This window comes from Lentilactobacillus farraginis DSM 18382 = JCM 14108, from assembly GCF_000583655.1.
In the GTDB taxonomy this organism is placed as follows: Bacteria; Bacillota; Bacilli; order Lactobacillales; family Lactobacillaceae; genus Lentilactobacillus; species Lentilactobacillus farraginis.
Window position 1 is genome coordinate 12,548 of sequence record NZ_BAKI01000033.1, and the last position, 17,458, is coordinate 30,005.

The following is a 17,458-nucleotide window of genomic DNA, read 5'->3' on the forward strand; positions in this document are numbered from 1 at the left end:
TGACGTCACTAACTGAATTATCTGAGATGGGGTGGGTGAGTTGCGTGCGTGAATTTGATCAAGATTTAATTGAATCACTATTTATTAAGTATGCAAAAATAAATACCAGGTCTAATCCTGACAGTCCAACGGTGCCGACAACGCCGGGTCAGGTTGAGTTGGCTCAAATGATTGTTGAGGATTTGAAAAAAATTGGGATAAACAAAGCGACGTATGATACCGATAGTGGCTATGCCTTGGCGGAACTACCCGGGAATTCCGCCAAACAGCTGGCACCAATCGGCTTTATTGCCCATTTGGATACGGCTGATTTTAATGCTGAAAATATCTCACCGCAGGTTCATGCCGATTATTCCGGCGAAGCGATTATTTTAAACCGGAAAAAAGGATTGGTTTTAAGTCCTGCCCAATTCCCGAATTTAAAGAATTTTGTCGGGCAGCGACTGATTACAACGGATGGCAACACACTGTTGGGTGCTGATGACAAGGCTGGTATTACGGCCATTCTGGGGGCCCTGGCTTATTTGGTAAACCATCCCGAAATTGAACATGGACCGGTTGAAGTTGCCTTTGGTCCGGATGAAGAAATCGGGCGTGGCGCCAAGCGGTTCCCGGCTGAAAAATTTGGGGCTGCCTTTGCCTATACGATGGATAACGGTCAGCCGGGCCAGATCGAACCGGAGACTTTCAATGCTTCCCAAGCCGAAATTGACATTAAGGGGACGGCAGTTCACCCCGGAGATGCTTATGGACTAATGGTTAACGCTGTCGGATTGGCCAATGAAATTGTTTCGGCCCTGCCCAAAGATGAGGTGCCGGAAAAGAGTCGTGGGCACCAGGGCTTTTACCTGGTGACTGATTTTAACGCGACCATTTCCCAAGCGCATTTAAATATTATTATTCGAGATTTTGATACAGCCCGGTTTCAGCAAAAAGAGCGCTTGCTGGAAAGCGTTGTTCAGCAAATTAATGCCCGGTTTAAAGCACCTCGCATCACGCTTAAATTGACAGAGCAATATCGAAACATCGGGGATGCTATTCGTCAATATCCATATGTAATGAATTTGGTGTTGGATACTTATCAAAGACTGGGAATTCAGCCAAAAATCACACCGTTTCGTGGTGGGACGGACGGCAATGCGATTACGGCCAAGGGAATTCCAACGCCCAATCTGTTTAACGGCGGTGATAATTTTCACGGTCCCTATGAATATGTTACGACCGAAGCAATGGTGATGACTGCCAAAGTAATCGTTGCCATCATTGAAGAACATGTCAGGCAATTTGGTCATAAAGACAATCGACCGGTTATCTTTGACAATGACGGGCGTGAGTTGTAGCGGGCAGCTGGAAGAGGCTGAGACAAAATTAGTTTTGTCCAGCCCTTTTTGTGTCATCACGATTATTACCGAGTGAAACCATGCATTGGGAGTTAACCGTCTCTCGTCTCACACGTTTCTTTTTGCTCGAAAAGCAGCCGCCGGCATATTATAATTTTTAACAGAGAAGTTTGACTTTTTCCAACTTCTTACATACTAGTCCTTGTCATATCAACGATTTTAAGGTAAAGTAGAATAAGACGTGAAACAGGATTGTTTCACATATCAGGAGAAGTTAATTCATGAATATTGATCAATTTACTGAGGCACTTTTGGCACACAACATTCAGGTAACCGATTATCAATTAAACCAATTTGATGCCTATTTCAAGCTGTTAGTCGCTACAAATGAACATGTCAATTTAACAACCATTACCGAAAAATCAGAAGTTTATCTTAAACATTTCTACGATTCAATAACGCCGGCTTTTTTTGTTTCACAGCTCCGTGATCAACCGGTTTCAATTTGTGATATTGGCGCAGGGGCCGGTTTTCCTTCTATCCCGTTAAAAATTCTTTTTCCACAGTTAAAGGTAACAATCGTTGACTCACTAAATAAACGGATCCGTTTTTTGGCAGAATTGATCGACAAACTTCAGTTGCAGGGTGTCACTTTAGTTCACGCCCGGGCCGAGGAATTTGGCAGTCGAAAAGCTACCAGTCGGGAGTCTTTTGATTTTGTGACTGCTCGTGCGGTTGCCAGGTTAACCGTTTTAAGTGAACTCTGTCTGCCGTTGGTAAAGGTTGGCGGTCGTCTGATCGCTATGAAAGCGGCTAAAGCCGAAGATGAAGTTCGAGACGCCCAGGAAGCCATTCATATTCTGGGCGGCCAAGTCGTGGCCGATCATGCTTTTTCGCTGCCGGTATTGGCAGAAACGCGGCATATTATTATCATTCAAAAAATTAAAACAACACCCAAAAAATATCCACGGAAACCAGGGACTCCCAATCGGGAACCTTTGGGTCAGAGTAAGTTAGGTAAGTAAGGAGGGAAGATATGTCATATGTGATTGCACTTGCCAATCAAAAGGGTGGTGTCGGTAAAACGACGACTGCCGTTAATTTAGGCGCCGGCATGGCCTCATTAGGTAAAAAAATACTACTGGTTGACGCTGATGCACAAGGAAATGCCACCAGTGGCGTCGGCATTTCAAACGCCGATATCGATAAAGAAATTTATGACGTCCTGGTGAATGAAGAGCCGATGCGTGAAGCAATCATTTCAACCGCTCACAAGGGCTTGGACATTGTTCCGGCAACCATTCAGTTATCTGGTGCTGAGATCGAATTAACACCGCAGATGGCCCGTGAGACCCGGTTGAAAGCAGCTTTGGATAAGGTCAAGGACCAGTATGATTATGTTTTGATTGACTGCCCACCATCGCTTGGACTACTGACGATCAATGCTTTTACAGCGAGCGATTCGATTTTAATTCCCGTGCAGAGTGAATATTATGCTTTGGAGGGGCTCAGTCAGCTGTTAAATACGATCCAACTGGTTCGAAAACATTTTAATCCCGAATTAAAGATTGAGGGCGTCCTATTAACGATGTATGATGCCAGGACTAATTTAGGCGTTCAGGTTAATCAGGAAGTTCGAAAGTATTTTAAAGACGAAGTATATCAAACTGTGATTCCAAGAAATGTCCGCCTGTCGGAAGCGCCGAGTTATGGACTGCCGATTATGGATTATGACCCTAAATCAAAGGGAGCCGATAAGTATATGAAACTGGCAAAGGAGGTGCTGGCCAACCATGGTGAATAAGAAAAAACCGACCGGATTGGGAAAGGGCATTGAGGCACTTTTTCAGGATAATACCGTTGATACCAGTAAAGAAAATGTGGTTGAAATCAAAGTCAGTCAGATTAAGCCCAATCCCTATCAGCCGCGTCATCGATTTGATCAAAAGGCCTTGGAAGATTTGGCCTTGTCAATTAAAAATTCGGGCGTTTTTCAACCAATCATCGTGCGTCAGCCGGATCCCGAGGTAGCTGCTTATCAGCTTTTGACGGGTGAACGGCGGCTGCGGGCATCAAAAATTGCCCAGCAGAAATTGATTCCGGCCATTATTCGGGATGTCAATGAAGAACAGATGATGGAAATTGCCGTTCTTGAAAATCTGCAGCGAGAAGACCTGACGACTTTGGAAGAGGCCGAGGCCTATAATATGCTGATGACCAGGTTGGACCTAACACAGGCACAGGTTGCCCAACGACTTGGTAAGAGCCGGCCTTACATTGCGAATTATTTGCGGATTTTAGGATTGCCGCCGGAAGTCAAAGAGATGCTGGAAGATCATAAATTATCGATGGGGCAGGCCAGAACACTGCTTTCCGTTAATCGTAAACCGGAATTAATCAAGCTGGCCCGCAAAGCAGTTGCCGAATCCATGACGGTTCGTCAGTTGGAACAAGCCGCCGCTAAAATCAATGGTCAAAACGGTACCAAGAAAAAGCGGGTCCAACGCAAGTCGCCGTTTGTCAGGGCTTCCGAAGGCCAGCTGCAGGAAAAATTCGGGACTCCGGTTTCAATTGTGAACTCTACCCGTAAAAAGGGGAAGGGAAAGATTGAAATCGAATATTTGTCAACGGCAGATTTGAATCGCATTTTAGCGTTATTGGATGTTGATTTGGATTGATTGCGTCCACAGTATCTGAAGAAAGGATGTTAAGTTATGTATGGTCTCCATGATTTAGTTGAAATGAAGAAGCCGCATCCATGTGGACAAACCGCTGGGAAATAATCCGAATGGGTGCCGATATTAAAATTCAGTGTACCGGTTGTGGGCATATTGTGATGATGCCCAGAAGAGAGTTTAATCGAAAAATGAAGAAGCTGTTGCAAAAAGCAGAAGATTCCGAAAAATAGACCAGAAAGAAGAGTTGTTAAGTTATGTCACTAACTGCAGGAATTGTTGGACTGCCAAACGTTGGTAAATCGACACTGTTTAATGCCATTACCAAAGCGGGGGCTGAAATGGCCAACTACCCGTTTGCCACAATCGACCCGAATGTCGGGATGGTTGAGGTACCGGATAAGCGTCTGGACCGTATTCAGGAATTGATTCCGGCTAAAAAGGTTGTGCCGACGACCTTTGAATTTACCGATATTGCCGGTATTGTCAAGGGTGCCAGCAAAGGTGAAGGGCTTGGAAACAAGTTCTTGGAAAACATTCGTCAAGTGGACGCAATTGTCCACGTTGTCAGGGCCTTTGATGATGATAATATTACCCACGTTTCCGGTAAAATTGATCCAATTGACGACATTGAAACCATTAATCTGGAGTTGGGAATTGCTGATCTGGACGCTGTTAACAAGCGGCTTGGTAAAGTTCAGCGGGCTGCCAAGGGAAATGATAAGGAAGCCAAGGCTGAGTTGGCAGTGCTGGAAAAGATCAAGCCGGTTTTGGAAGCCGGTGGTTCGGTTCGTTCGATCAACTTTGACGATGATGAAAAGAAAATTGTTAAAGGGTTGTTTTTACTAACCAGCAAGCCGGTTTTGTACGTTGCCAACATTGCTGAAGAAGATATGGCTGATCCGGAACATTCCAAGTACTTCCCACAAATTGCCGAGTACGCTGCTAAAGAGGGCGCCCAGGCAATTGGCGTTGCTGCCGCCCCGGAAGAAGAAATTGCCGAATTAGACGATGACGAAAAGGCCGAATTTCTTGAAGCCGAAGGCGTTGAAGAGCCCGGCTTAAACCGGCTTATTCGCGCTTCTTACAAGCTGTTGGGGCTGGAAACCTTCTTTACCGCTGGTGGTAAGGAAACGCGTGCTTGGACCTTTAAAAAGGGAACCAAGGCACCTCAGGCTGCCGGTATCATCCATTCTGATTTTGAACGGGGCTTTATTCGAGCAGAAGTCATGGCTTTTGACGACCTTGATAAGTATCAAACACCAGCGGCAGTTAAAGAGGCCGGCAGACTGCGACTGGAAGGTAAAGATTATGTCATGCAGGATGGCGACATCGTTGAATTCAGGTTTAACGTTTAATTTTGAATTACAGAATACCAAACAAAAAATAATTGATTAGGAAGTGATGCGAGTGAGTAGCGATAGTGAATCCAAGCAGGAAAGCAACGCCCGCAAAAAGAATGCCAATGTCCGGCAGGATCGTGACCGGGCCAAAAAGATTGTGCATTCCCAATTTGATAATATTGGGTTGACCAAACGGAATGCGGACTATATGTTTCGGTTTAATCAGGAAATTGCCAAGACCAAGTTAACGCCTCAGCAACAGGCCGATTTAGTTCATCAAATGGTCGAGGCATTATTAACCGGCCAAAAATCAGGTAAAACAGCTCGAAATATGTGGGGAACTGTCGACCAAAAAGTTCAAAGTGTTCTCAACCCGCCGAAACGACCGGCGGATCCACGACGGGATTATTGGCCAAACGCCTTTTATAACATGTTGCTGTTTTTTGTGATTTTTACATTTCTGTACGGGATTATGTTCTTTTTCTCCAAAGGAAATGCCCGGGGAACGATGGGCATTACCGGAATCGTGGTAACTTCGATTATTGCGGGCTTGGGAATTCCGGCAATGACGATGCTGATCCAACCGGGAGTTAAGCACAAATATCCGTTATGGCTGCGGATCATTTTTATGATTTTGTTCTTGGTTGTTTGGATGGGGATCTTCTTTACAGCCAGTTTCATTCCGGCAGTAATTAATCCGGTATTAAACCCTTACGTTTATATTGGGTTAGGTGTTATCGGCGTTGTCGGCGCCTTCTTTGTTAAGCGAAACTTTCGGATTACCGGTGGTTTGTTTTAAAGAAGTTGCTGTGCCCATTGGCAAATAGCAAGGTCGTTTTACAAACGTGTGTTCCTAATAAAGATAAATTTTATTGACAAGGCAGTAGCTGATTACGAACGATTGTTTTTGTAACCGGCTGCTGCCTTTTTAACATCTCACTGTAAAACACGAACATTTTTTGAAACCAGAAACGTTAAAATTGAAATCATACGCAAAAATATTTGATATAATCCTTTTAATTTTCAAAAAGTTCGTGTATAATAAATACAATTTTTAACCTGTCACTGCCTGACAATGATGGTGTTAGATTAGATCATCATTAGAAATCATTCAGAAACGTTGATTTTAAGCTAACAACATGGTAAGTTATTAGGCAATCAATTTTTTAAAAGGAGCGAGATAGATGGTTAGTTGGGATGAAAAGTTCGGAAAAAAGGGTTATACATTTGATGATGTGCTGTTGGTACCCGCAGCAAGCGATGTATTGCCGAACGATGTGGATTTATCAGTACAATTGGCAGACAATTTGAAGTTGAATGTTCCTTTTTTAAGTGCCGGTATGGATACGGTCACCGAATCGAAAATGGCAATTGCTTTGGCAAAATTGGGTGGCTTGGGTGTCATTCATAAGAACCTTAGTATTGAAGCTCAGGCACAAGAAGTTGCCAAGGTCAAGTCAGTTAAGAAGACAGCTGACACCCCCAAGGCAGCTGTAGATGATCATGACGCACTGCTTGTGGCCGCTGCCGTTGGGGTTTCATCCGACACCTTCGATCGGGCTTCCGCATTGCTGAAGGCTGGTGCAGATGCCATCGTAATTGATACGGCGCACGGTCATTCAGCCGGTGTTCTAAGAAAAGTTGCTGAGATTCGTGACCACTATCCCGACACAACCTTGATTGCAGGAAATGTTGCAACGGGTGCCGGCACCGAAGCACTTTTTAAAGCCGGTGTTGACGTAGTTAAGGTCGGCATTGGTCCTGGTTCGATTTGCACGACCCGAGTGGTTGCGGGCGTCGGAGTTCCCCAGCTAACCGCTGTCTATGATGCTGCTGCCGTTGCCCGAAAGTGGGGTAAGCCGATTATTGCCGATGGCGGCATTCAATATTCCGGTGATATTGTTAAAGCGCTGGCTGCCGGTGGAACAGCAGTAATGCTCGGTAGTATGTTTGCCGGCACCGAAGAAGCACCTGGTGAGGTTTATGAAGAAAATGGCCGCAAATATAAATCATATCGTGGCATGGGCAGTGTTGCTGCAATGAGTCAACAGCATGGTTCATCCGATCGTTACTTCCAAGGTGGTGTCAACGAAGCCAATAAGTTGGTTCCGGAAGGCATCGAAGGTGAAGTTGAATATAAAGGCAGTATCAATGATATCGTCTTTCAAATGGTTGGCGGCCTTCGCTCAGGGATGGGTTATACCGGCTCGGCAACAATTAAAGATTTGAATGATAACGCCCAATTTGTTGAAATTTCCAATGCCGGCTTGCGTGAATCACATCCTCACGATATTACGATTACCAAAGAAGCCCCTAACTACGAACCGGAATCTTAAGCCGAAATTCAATTTAATATCATGTTTCAGATAAGTAACCAATGATGTTTGCACGTTGTTGGTTACTTTTTTAATCTTATTTTTGGGTATTTATCAATCGGTAAATGAAATTTGACTTGTTTAACGTAAAACGAAATGATATCATGATGATATCAAAAGATATTAAAACTGAGAATACCTTAACGAACGAAAGTGGTCATATTATGGGGGATAAGGAAACAGAAAAACGCTTCCTGCTGAGACTGAGTAATCGGCTTTATGAAAGATTGGCAGCTGAAGCGACGGAAAAGGATAAAAGCGTCAATGCCTATATCGTAGGCTTGCTGGAAGCGGCGGTTACTAACACCAATTTTGAGCATCGCCAATTTATCGGTCAGGTGGTTTCCGGTAAGGAAATTTATATTGAAAGCGGCTTGGTGTCGGTTTCGGGAATTTACTACCGTTACCTGATTGATGACAACAGTAAAGTTGACAAACAGGCTAAGTATACGGTCATTGAAGCGAATGGGAATATTTTAACCCTACGAAAAATTAAGGAGTGATGGCAATGCCTTTAGGAATCAAGATTGTCCCGCAGAATAATCAGGGACTGGTAGAAACATTTGGTAAGTATCGACGGAGTGTTTCGTCAGGATTTCATTTTTATATGCCATTAATTCAAAAGATCCGCAATGTCAGCTTGGCAATGGAGCCTAAAGCACTGCCGAATTATTCGATTATTACCAAGGATAATGCGGATGTCTCAGCTAGTTTGACACTGAATTACCACGTAACGGACGCGGTCAAGTATCAGTATGAAAATACGGATTCGGTTGAGTCAATGGCCCAGTTGGTGCGGGGGCATCTGCGGGACATTATCGGGCGGATGGACTTGAACGAAGCGTTGGGATCGACTGCCAAGATCAACCAAGAGCTGACGGTTGCGATTGGCGATTTGACAAACACTTATGGGATCAACGTTGATCGAATCAATATTGATGAATTAACACCGTCTTCAGCGATTCAAGAAGCCATGGACAAACAGTTGACCGCTGATCGGGAACGGATTGCGGCAATTGCCAAAGCGGAAGGTGAGGCTAAATCGATTGAACTGACGACCAAAGCTAAAAACGATGCTTTAAAAGCGACGGCCAAGGCCGAAGCCGAAGCTACCAGAACGCGGGCTGACGCTGAACGTTATCGAATTGATACTGTCCAGGCAGGTTTGTCGTCCGCTGATGACAAGTACTTTCAAAATCAATCGATCAATGCGTTTTCGGATCTGGCTAAATCACCAACCAATTTGGTGGTTGTCCCAACAGACAAAACCGGCGAGTTGGGACAATTACCGGTTGCTGGTAAATTATTGAAAAAGGGTGCCGATTTATAATTTTTAAATCGTTAAAGAACGGGTCTCTGATTAAAATATCAGAAGCTCGTTTTTAAATTTCAAATTAAGTTTAAATTTTTGGATTTTTCCCACTTTTATTTGGAGAAAACAGGTATGATGAAATAGTAAAGATAAACGGTTTCATCTATATGATGACTAATTTTTGGAAGGGAGGGCTTGCATGGACTCGGTAAGTATTTTGGAGCAACCCTATATTAATATTACAAATATTATCTGGAGTTTTGATAAAACGACCAATAAGGTTAATATTTTATTTGTTAAGCGGGATAACGAGCCCTTTAACGGGTACTGGGCGCTTCCCGAAACGTTTATGCGGACAAACGAAAGTGCTGACGAGGCCGCGTTGCGCTTAGTCAAAGCCAAGATTGGCATGGCACTGTCCGATAGTCATACGGAACAGTTGGCCACGTTTACCAACCGGCTGCGGACACCCAATCAGCGAACGCTATCTTTAGCTTATATGACTTTTTTGCCGGATAAGCCCAAACTAAAGCCTGGTTACGGGGCTTCCGATGCCCGTTGGTTTAGTATGGCTTATACTAAAACCGGTTATATTTTTTCAGATGGGGAATTGTCTTTTTCGACGGCAGAGAGTCAAACCGAAACGCAGTATTATGCAAAGTTGGCCCATGCCGGTAATCAGCGTGATCATTTAGCCTATGATCATGAATGGATCCTGAAGGTGGCTTGTGATCGGATTAAGAACAAGCTGGATTACCAGCAATATCCTGCTGGTCTTGGGGCCTAAGTTCACGCTGAAAGATGCTCGGCTGGTTTATGCGCCGTTTTTAAAAGTTTCCGTTGATCAGATTGATAACTCAAACTTTAAAAAAAGTCACCGGCATTTGTTTACGGATGTTGGGACGTCGGTTTCCAACCGGCCGGGGCGCCCGGCACGGGTTTACAAATTGGCCTACCTATTTCCTTGATATTTTTGAAAAGGCGCGTTATCTTAGAATAAAAGTTTAGAAGACTTTTATTTGCAGTTACATAAAAGTAAAAATAACCTTTATTAGGATAGGGAAAGTTGAAAGGAAACCAATTTATGGATAATTTATCAATGTTAACCGATTTATATGAATTTTCGATGGCTAACGGCTACCGACAGACAATTGACGATGAGGAAGGGGTTTTTGATATTTTCTTCCGAAAAGTGCCGGATAATGGCAGCTTCGTTATTTGTGCCGGCCTGCAGCAGGTGGTTGAATCGCTGAAGGACTTTCATTTTTCGAAGCGGGACGTTGATTATTTGCGGTCATTGCATCTGTTCAAGGAAAATTTTTTGGAATATTTAAGCAACTTCCATTTTCAATGTCAGGTGAGTGCCATTCCGGAAGGAACCCCGGTCTTTCCACGGGAGCCGCTCTTGACGATTCGGGGACCGCTGCTGCAAACGCAACTGTTTGAGACGCTGCTGCTGAACATTATGAATCATCAATCACTGATTGCTACCAAAGCTCGGCGAATCACATTTGCGGCCGGTGACAAACCGGTTATGGAATTTGGCGCACGGCGGGCTCAGGGACCAGCAGTGCCACTTTTGGTGCCCGGGCAGCTGTTATTGGCGGTTGTTCAAGTACTTCCAACGTTTTATCAGCGGAAAAGTTTGGTATTCCGGCAGCCGGAACAATGGCTCATGCTTGGGTTGAGGCGTTTCCAGATGAATTAACCGCTTTTCAAAAATGGGCGGAAGTGTATCCGGATAACGCGTCATTGCTGGTTGACACGTACGATGTGTTGAAGTCCGGGGTTCCAAATGCCATTAAAGTCTTTAGCGACCTAAGAAAAAATGGTCATCAGCCGGTTGGCATTCGAATCGACTCTGGTGATATTACGCAACTGGCTAAGGGTGCTCGAAAGATGCTTGATGATGCCGGCTTTCAAGATGCCAAGATTACGGCATCCAACGCGCTGGATGAACACGTCATTCAGTCGTTGTTAAACGAAGGTGCCCCGTTGGACAACTTTGGGGTTGGCGAAAAGCTGATTACCAGTTCGACGTCGCCGGTGTTGAGTGGTGTTTATAAGTTAGCCGCTATTATTCAAGACGGTCAAATGATTCCAAAGATTAAAGTCAGTGCCAGCCGTGAAAAATTAACCCTGCCGGGACTTAAGCAGGTCTATCGACTCTACCATCCCGGCACCAACCAGGCCTTTGCCGATGTTATTGCGTTAAGTGACGAAACGTTGGATCGACCGATGGCAGTCATTAAAGCCAACCCGTTGGCTACCGAACGGCAGCAGTCAATTGAAAACTATGATGCCCGACCGCTTCAGGAAGCCGTCTTGGATGGCGATCAACTAAAGGCAGAATTGCCGGATGTCTTCACAATTCAAAAACACGCCAAGCAGATGCTGAAGGAAATTCCGGCAGCTACCCAGCGATTGGTTAACCCGGATGAGTATCCGGTCTATATGACGCCAAAACTAGCGCAGCTGCAGGAGCAATTGGTTTCAGAAGAAAAGAAGTAACCGGTCAGCTTAAGTTCGCTGCTGATTTGCCACTGACGGGGATGACCGGTAGTTTGAATGGTATACTTAAAGTGATAGTTAATAAAATGATGCAGCGATTACCACGAATAGGAGTTTTATTTAATGATCAGACAGATTAACCATAACCCGCTGTTGCTTTCTCAAAAAGCCAAAGTGGCGACCCCGGCGGATCAGGCAACAATTACCGATTTGTTGGATACACTGCGGGCAAATGCGCAGGTTTGTGTCGGGATGGCGGCAAATATGATTGGCGTTAATAAACGGCTGATTGTTGTATCGATGGGGATGATGCCGGTAGCGATGGTTAACCCGGAAATCATTGCCAAATCAAGCCCGTTTTCGACTAAGGAAGGCTGCCTGTCACTTGAGGGGCAACGGCCGACAACCAGATATCGCCAGATTACAGTCCGCTATTTGGATCGGCAGTTTAACGCGCATCAGCAGGCGTTTAGCGGTTGGATTGCCCAAATTATTCAGCATGAGGTTGACCACTGTGATGGTATTCTGATTTAACGAGAGCTGGCCGAAGGGCGGTTGTCTTTCGGGGCACGTTTGCGCTTGGTAATAATCGTGATTAAACAATAGCGGGATTGAGACAAAATACCTTTGCCTCAGTCCCGCTTTATTTTTATGAGTTAGCTATATCTGCGTCCCAGAATATCCAGGTCACGCCGTTGACCGTCCAATTCTGCGACTGCCGGTAAATGTCCCCAAACCTCAAACCCGTTCTTTTTGAAGAGCCCCAAACTGGGCGCGTTATGGCCGAAAACAAACGCAACGATCGTTTCAATTTGACGGGATTTCAGCTGGCTTTTAACGAAGCTTAGTGTCTGTTGGCCCAAACCGTGATGACGATACTTTTGATCGATATAAAGGCTGATTTCAACGGTGTGCTGATAGGCCGGCCGCCCGTAAAAACTTTCAAGGCTGACCCAACCGGCAATTTGGTGATTAAATTCAATTTTCCAGATTGGGCGTTTTTCAGGTGTAAATGCATCAAACCACGCCCGTCGCTGCTCAACGGAAACCGGGGTCAGATCGGCGGTAACCATTCGACTGGCAATGGTTTGGTTGTAAATGGCCACAATTTGCGGCAGGTCCGCTAAAGTGGCATATGTAAAGGTTGGCTTCATTTTAACAATCCTCCGTAGAAATATCTTCTGATCTGTATTATAGTATAGTCTCAAACTAATCACGTCAAGCTGACTGCCGGCAAAGTAACCACCGGGTTATCAGATAATTTTGTGAACCGGAATCACTTAATTATCTTTTAAGTTCTGACGGGTCTTGGTTGTCGTTTTGTTCAAATAGTGTAGAATCAATATTGAAACTTTGAATTTTAAAAGAACTTACAAAACCAATAATTTTGAATTAATAATAACGAGGTAGATATAATTATGAAAATTTTAGTTGTCGACGACGATAAAGAAATTGCTCAACTACTTGAAATATACATTCGAAATGAGGGTTACGAACCAGTTTCCGCCTACAGCGGCAGTGAGGCGCTTACCAAACTGCGAACCGAGAGTGATATTGGTTTAATGATTCTTGATATTATGATGCCGGGGATGAACGGTATCGAAGTTATCAAAGAGGTTCGAAAGGATTCCCAAATTCCAATCATTATTTTGTCGGCAAAGACGGAAGATATGGATAAGATTCAGGGGCTGATTAGTGGTGCGGACGATTACGTAACCAAGCCGTTCAATCCACTTGAGGTGATGGCCCGGGTTAAATCGCTACTGCGGCGGACAGAAGAGCACGTCACAAATGACAAGCCGGATGTGCTTGATATTGGTCCACTTACTATTAATAAAGATTCCCATGAGGTTAAAACCATCACCGGGACACCGATTCAATTAACTGCGTTGGAATTTGGCATTCTCTACCTGTTAGCCAGCCACCCCAACCGGGTCTTTTCTGCTGACGAAATTTTTGAGCGGGTTTGGCGGCAGGAAAGTATTGTTTCGGCAAAAACAGTTATGGTTCATGTCAGCCACCTTCGGGATAAGATTGAAGAAGCGACGAATGGCGAAAAAGTTATTCAAACAGTTTGGGGCGTCGGCTACAAAATTGAATCACATTAATTGCCGGCAGGTTACGAAGATAAGGATGATTGAAAGTTGAAATTAACGGGTCGCGAAAAAACCGAACTATTTTTGGAAGGCATTGTCACAGTTATTTTACTGTTGATGTTGAATCTTTCCATTATTATCTTGATTAATCAATCAATTCATACGAATCCGGGTTTGCGGGACGGCATCTTTATCATTAAAAAATCAATTCTGATTGGTCCTGATCACTATCATTTGTGGAGTTGGGAAAACATTTTTATCACGCTGATGCTGGTTTTTGACGCGGCAGTGGTTTATTGGCGGTTAATTCGGCGGTATCATCAAATGCAATTACGGCATATTATCAGTGAACTGCACTATATTGCCAACGGCCATTTGGATCATCGGATTGGCTTTAAACTCAAGGGAAATACCCAGTCGGTTGTTGAAAGTATCAATGCGCTGGTTGACAGTGTCATTAAGTCAATGAATGAGGAGCGGGCAATTGAAAGCTCCAAGGATGAACTAATCACCAACGTCAGCCATGATCTGCGGACACCGCTGACTTCTATTTTGGGTTATTTGGGCCTAATTCAGGATAAGCAGTATAAAAGTCAGGAAGACTTGCTGAAGTTTACCCAAATTGCCTATTTGAAGGCTAAGCAGATGAAATCGTTGGTTGACAACTTGTTTGAATACACGAAGGTCAAACAGACAGGAACCCCGTTATCAATTAATCGAATCGATCTAAGTCAAATGATGGAGCAACTGGTTGCCAGCTTTGAATTGGAGGCTGGAAAGAATGGCTTACAAATTTCTGCTCAGGGAACCGATCAGCCGCTATATATTGAGGCGGATGCTGAGAAACTGGGGCGGGTGTTCAATAACCTGATTTCCAACGCCATCAAGTATGGTAAGGGGGGCAAGCATATTTACTTGACCTGCCAAGTTGGTCAGCCAAATGAAGCAGTCGTTCACGTTGCCAATGACGGTCCGGAAATCCCCAAGCAATCCTTAAACCAGATTTTTGAACGCTTTTATCGGGTTGAAGGTTCCAGAAATAAAGACACCGGCGGCTCCGGCTTGGGATTGGCAATTGCCCAAAGTATTGTTGATTTGCATGGTGGCTACATTGCCGTAACATCGGAAAATCAATTGACGACATTCGCCGTTCACCTACCGTTTAAGCACGGTGACCGTTTAAGTCGACCGGATGATCTTAAGTGAACCGGTTAACCATTTTCATGTAGAAAGGTTTTACAGATGAAGTTTAAGTTTAAATTATTACTGCTTATAGTGGGACTGTTTGTGCTGCCCATTAGTACCCAGTCAAGCGCGTACGCTGCAACGGTCCAAACCAGTCAACCGGCAATCTACGCCAAGTCGGCAATTGCCGTGGATGCGGATACCGGCCAGATTCTGTATGAGAAGAATGCCCATCAGCCACTGGCCATCGCGTCAATTTCCAAATTAATGACGGTTTATATTGTTCATCAACAGATTCAAAAGGGCCAGCTGGCTTGGAACGATCGGGTGAAAATATCACCGGCAGTGGCGAAGCTGAGTACCGAGTCAGGTCTGACAAACGTGCCGTTGAAAGCCGGTCACGCTTATAAGGTTCGTGATTTAGTAAAGGCTGCGCTAGTCGTTTCTGCCAACGCGGCTGCAATCGCGCTTGGCCAAAAGGTTTCCGGCAGTAGTCAGCGTTTCGCCAAGAAAATGGCACAAACAGCCAAGCAACTTGGGATTAAAGATGCTGAATTTTACAATGCTGCCGGTTTAACGAATAAGCTGACGGGCACGTTAATGCTTAAAAAGCAGCTGCCAATGCCGAAAACTTGATGTCGGCAAGTGATATCGCAATTCTCGCCAGTCGACTGGAAAAAGCGTTCCCGGGTGTCACCAGGATAACCAAGCAGTCCCAAATGACTTTTGCCGGCCAGTCCTATGCCGGTCATAATCAGCTTTTGGGAAATCACCAAATCGCCAAATCGGCGGTTGTTAATGGTTTAAAGACAGGGACTTCAGACGAAGCCGGGGCTTGCTTTACGGGTTCTGCAACTTACAAAGGCCGCCGAATCGTCACGGTAATTTTAGGCGCCAGAAATGATAGTGCAACTGATCCGGCCCGGTTTATTCAAACCGCTAAATTAATGCGGCTGGTATTTCATAACCAGCATCCGGTTAAACTTGCCAAGCACGCCAAAATTGGCGGTTTGGACAAGATTAAGGTCCCGGATGGCAAGCAAACCAAAACAAAATTGGTTACCAAAAAGCCAACTTGGGTCTGGGTACCAAAGTCGGTCACCTCAAGTCAGGTTCAAGGAAAGTACGTTAAGAAACCCAAACAGCTCGGCGTGCCGTTAAAGAAAAACAAACCGGTTGCTTCGGCGAATCTGGTTTACGATCACCGTTTCTTGAAATACCTGGATACTTTCCCAAGCAAGGTTGAGTTGGTTTCAAATAAATCAATTGAAAAGGCGAATCCGTTTGTTCTCTTCTGGAGAACGCTTACACGACTTTTTTAACGATCAATTCACTGAAAAGTGTTTATTAATTGGGTGATATCTCATATAATTGAATTTGAATTGTGTTTTACATTATCTTTACACGATTTATACAAGCATGTAAATTTCGGGTTAATGTTTATTTAAATGGAGGATTCCTTTTGGGTAAGTTTGCAGAAAGATCAGACGCGGAAGCACCGTATTGGAAGCGAATATTGGATGCTTCTCTGCCGGTTGACCTAAGTTACATACCAATTGGTTTGGCGTGCGGTATATTATTAAATGCTTCCGGCTTTAATGTTTGGACAACGTTGATGGTGTCGATAATGGTATTTTCAGGGGGTGCCCAGTTTTTAATTGCCTCTCTGTTAGCGACCAACGCACCAATGCTGTCGGTTTTGTTGATGATGTTTTTCCTGGAGCTCCGATACGCGCTATTGGGGTCAAGTCTTTCAAAATATCTACATCACCAATCGCTGGGGTTCACAATGATTTTTGCCGCCTCAATGAACGATGAAAATTACGCGTTAAATTATTTAAAGTTTTCGACTGATAAGAAATTTACACCCAAAGAGGCACTGCACGTTGAACATACGACATTGGCCTTTTGGACTGTCAGTAATCTGATCGGAAGTTTAATCGGCAGTGCAATTAATATTGATCTGACGATTGTTCATTTTGCGTTAACGGCACTGTTCCTGTACATGATTGTGATGCAGTTAAAGAATCGCCTGATCATTGCCATTTGTATTTTGTCAGGATTTCTGGCCGCATTTTTCATGGTACTGACAAAGTCAACATTGGGATTGGTTATTTCGACTTTGGTGGCTTCATTTATTGGTTTTATGATCGAGGCAGAAATTCGAAAGCACCGTCCAAAGAGTGGCTGGCTGCGGTCAATGAAGAACCCTGCCGGAACGCCTGAAGAAGACATAGATAATGAGTAGCTAGGAGAACGAGCTTTTATGGAATGGACAACGACACAACATGTTTGGTTGGTTTTAGGGTGTTTTTGCGTGGCTTTTGCACCGCGGCTGATACCACTCTTATTTTTCCGTACCCGGAAAATTCCCGATTGGTTCAACGAATGGATGCGGTATGTGCCGATCTCACTGTTTACGGCGCTGGTCGTAAAAGACATTTTTATCACGCCGACGTATACCGTTACAATTCAGCAATTTCCGGATATGCTGGCTGCCATTATCGTAATTGGGGTTGCGTATTGGACGCGTTCAATGGCCATCTCAGTTATTTTAGGATTACTAGCCGTATTTCTGTTAGCAATGTTTCTTTAGCAATTAAAATCGATTAAAAAAATCC

General features: G+C 44.4%; 17 protein-coding genes and 3 pseudogenes. 19 read left to right on the top strand and 1 reads right to left on the bottom strand.

The genetic code is table 11. The features are described from left to right. Positions 1–26: 26 nt before the first annotated feature. The 13 genes and pseudogenes from pepT to JCM14108_RS10235 all read left to right on the top strand — a co-directional run bounded on the left by pepT (position 27) and on the right by JCM14108_RS10235 (position 12,090). The gene (gene pepT / locus JCM14108_RS10175) at positions 27–1,340 is read left to right on the top strand and encodes a peptidase T (protein WP_035180685.1); all 1,314 of its coding nucleotides are present in this window, start codon (positions 27–29) and stop codon (positions 1,338–1,340) included. A 281-nt stretch (positions 1,341–1,621) separates the two neighbouring features. Continuing rightward, positions 1,622–2,365 (top strand): 16S rRNA (guanine(527)-N(7))-methyltransferase RsmG, encoded by a 744-nt coding sequence (gene rsmG, locus JCM14108_RS10180; RefSeq protein ID WP_035180666.1) that lies wholly within the window; start codon positions 1,622–1,624, stop codon positions 2,363–2,365. 11 nt (positions 2,366–2,376) lie between these two features. Next, positions 2,377–3,144, top strand: coding sequence for a ParA family protein (locus JCM14108_RS10185; protein WP_035180667.1), 768 nt, complete (start codon positions 2,377–2,379; stop codon positions 3,142–3,144). Further along, on the top strand, positions 3,134–4,018 hold the full coding sequence (locus JCM14108_RS10190) for a ParB/RepB/Spo0J family partition protein (RefSeq protein ID WP_035180669.1): 885 nt from the start codon (positions 3,134–3,136) through the stop codon (positions 4,016–4,018). The genes JCM14108_RS10185 and JCM14108_RS10190 overlap by 11 nt, the downstream gene beginning before the upstream one ends. Before the next feature lie 36 nt (positions 4,019–4,054). Continuing rightward, positions 4,055–4,248: pseudogene (locus tag JCM14108_RS10195) on the top strand (DUF951 domain-containing protein). 24 nt (positions 4,249–4,272) lie between these two features. Next, entirely contained in the window at positions 4,273–5,373 is a 1,101-nt protein-coding gene (gene ychF / locus JCM14108_RS10200) for a redox-regulated ATPase YchF (protein WP_035180670.1), read from the top strand. 46 nt (positions 5,374–5,419) lie between these two features. After that, positions 5,420–6,157: a DUF1129 domain-containing protein gene (locus JCM14108_RS10205; RefSeq protein WP_035180671.1), complete on the top strand. Its 738-nt coding sequence runs from the start codon at positions 5,420–5,422 to the stop codon at positions 6,155–6,157. A 385-nt stretch (positions 6,158–6,542) separates the two neighbouring features. Beyond that, complete coding sequence (guaB, locus tag JCM14108_RS10210; protein ID WP_035180672.1) at positions 6,543–7,694, top strand: IMP dehydrogenase; 1,152 nt, start codon at positions 6,543–6,545, stop codon at positions 7,692–7,694. A gap of 203 nt (positions 7,695–7,897) precedes the next feature. Continuing rightward, on the top strand, positions 7,898–8,236 hold the full coding sequence (locus tag JCM14108_RS10215; RefSeq protein ID WP_035180686.1) for a toxin-antitoxin system HicB family antitoxin: 339 nt from the start codon (positions 7,898–7,900) through the stop codon (positions 8,234–8,236). A gap of 5 nt (positions 8,237–8,241) precedes the next feature. Then, positions 8,242–9,063, top strand: coding sequence for an SPFH domain-containing protein (locus JCM14108_RS10220; RefSeq protein WP_035180673.1), 822 nt, complete (start codon positions 8,242–8,244; stop codon positions 9,061–9,063). A 181-nt stretch (positions 9,064–9,244) separates the two neighbouring features. Further along, a pseudogene (locus JCM14108_RS10225) lies at positions 9,245–10,013 on the top strand (NrtR DNA-binding winged helix domain-containing protein). A 116-nt stretch (positions 10,014–10,129) separates the two neighbouring features. After that, a pseudogene (locus JCM14108_RS10230) lies at positions 10,130–11,556 on the top strand (nicotinate phosphoribosyltransferase). 123 nt (positions 11,557–11,679) lie between these two features. After that, positions 11,680–12,090, top strand: coding sequence for a peptide deformylase (locus JCM14108_RS10235; protein WP_035180675.1), 411 nt, complete (start codon positions 11,680–11,682; stop codon positions 12,088–12,090). Positions 12,091–12,212: 122 nt separating this feature from the next. Here the strand turns inward: JCM14108_RS10235 and JCM14108_RS10240 are convergent, their stop codons facing one another. Then, positions 12,213–12,710, bottom strand: coding sequence for a GNAT family N-acetyltransferase (locus tag JCM14108_RS10240; protein ID WP_035180676.1), 498 nt, complete (start codon positions 12,708–12,710; stop codon positions 12,213–12,215). Positions 12,711–12,974: 264 nt separating this feature from the next. Here JCM14108_RS10240 and croR point away from each other — a divergent pair, with 264 nt between their 5' ends. The 6 genes from croR (at position 12,975) to JCM14108_RS10265 (ending at position 17,433) form a co-directional block, all read left to right on the top strand. Further along, a complete protein-coding gene (croR, locus tag JCM14108_RS10245; protein ID WP_035180677.1) occupies positions 12,975–13,664 on the top strand; it encodes a response regulator transcription factor CroR in 690 nt (229 codons plus the stop codon). A 36-nt stretch (positions 13,665–13,700) separates the two neighbouring features. After that, the gene (locus JCM14108_RS10250; protein ID WP_035180678.1) at positions 13,701–14,858 is read left to right on the top strand and encodes a sensor histidine kinase; all 1,158 of its coding nucleotides are present in this window, start codon (positions 13,701–13,703) and stop codon (positions 14,856–14,858) included. A gap of 36 nt (positions 14,859–14,894) precedes the next feature. After that, positions 14,895–15,473 (top strand): D-alanyl-D-alanine carboxypeptidase family protein, encoded by a 579-nt coding sequence (locus tag JCM14108_RS15465; protein ID WP_272944534.1) that lies wholly within the window; start codon positions 14,895–14,897, stop codon positions 15,471–15,473. Further along, entirely contained in the window at positions 15,473–16,159 is a 687-nt protein-coding gene (locus JCM14108_RS15950) for a D-alanyl-D-alanine carboxypeptidase family protein (protein WP_272944535.1), read from the top strand. Before JCM14108_RS15465 ends, JCM14108_RS15950 begins: the two co-directional genes overlap by 1 nt. A 140-nt stretch (positions 16,160–16,299) precedes the next feature. Further along, positions 16,300–17,085 carry an AzlC family ABC transporter permease gene (locus JCM14108_RS10260; RefSeq protein WP_035180680.1) on the top strand — a complete coding sequence of 262 codons (786 nt, stop codon included), beginning with the start codon at positions 16,300–16,302 and terminating at the stop codon, positions 17,083–17,085. A gap of 18 nt (positions 17,086–17,103) precedes the next feature. Further along, positions 17,104–17,433, top strand: a complete 330-nt coding sequence (locus JCM14108_RS10265) for an AzlD domain-containing protein (RefSeq protein ID WP_035180681.1) — start codon at positions 17,104–17,106, stop codon at positions 17,431–17,433. The last annotated feature ends 25 nt before the right edge of the window (positions 17,434–17,458 follow it).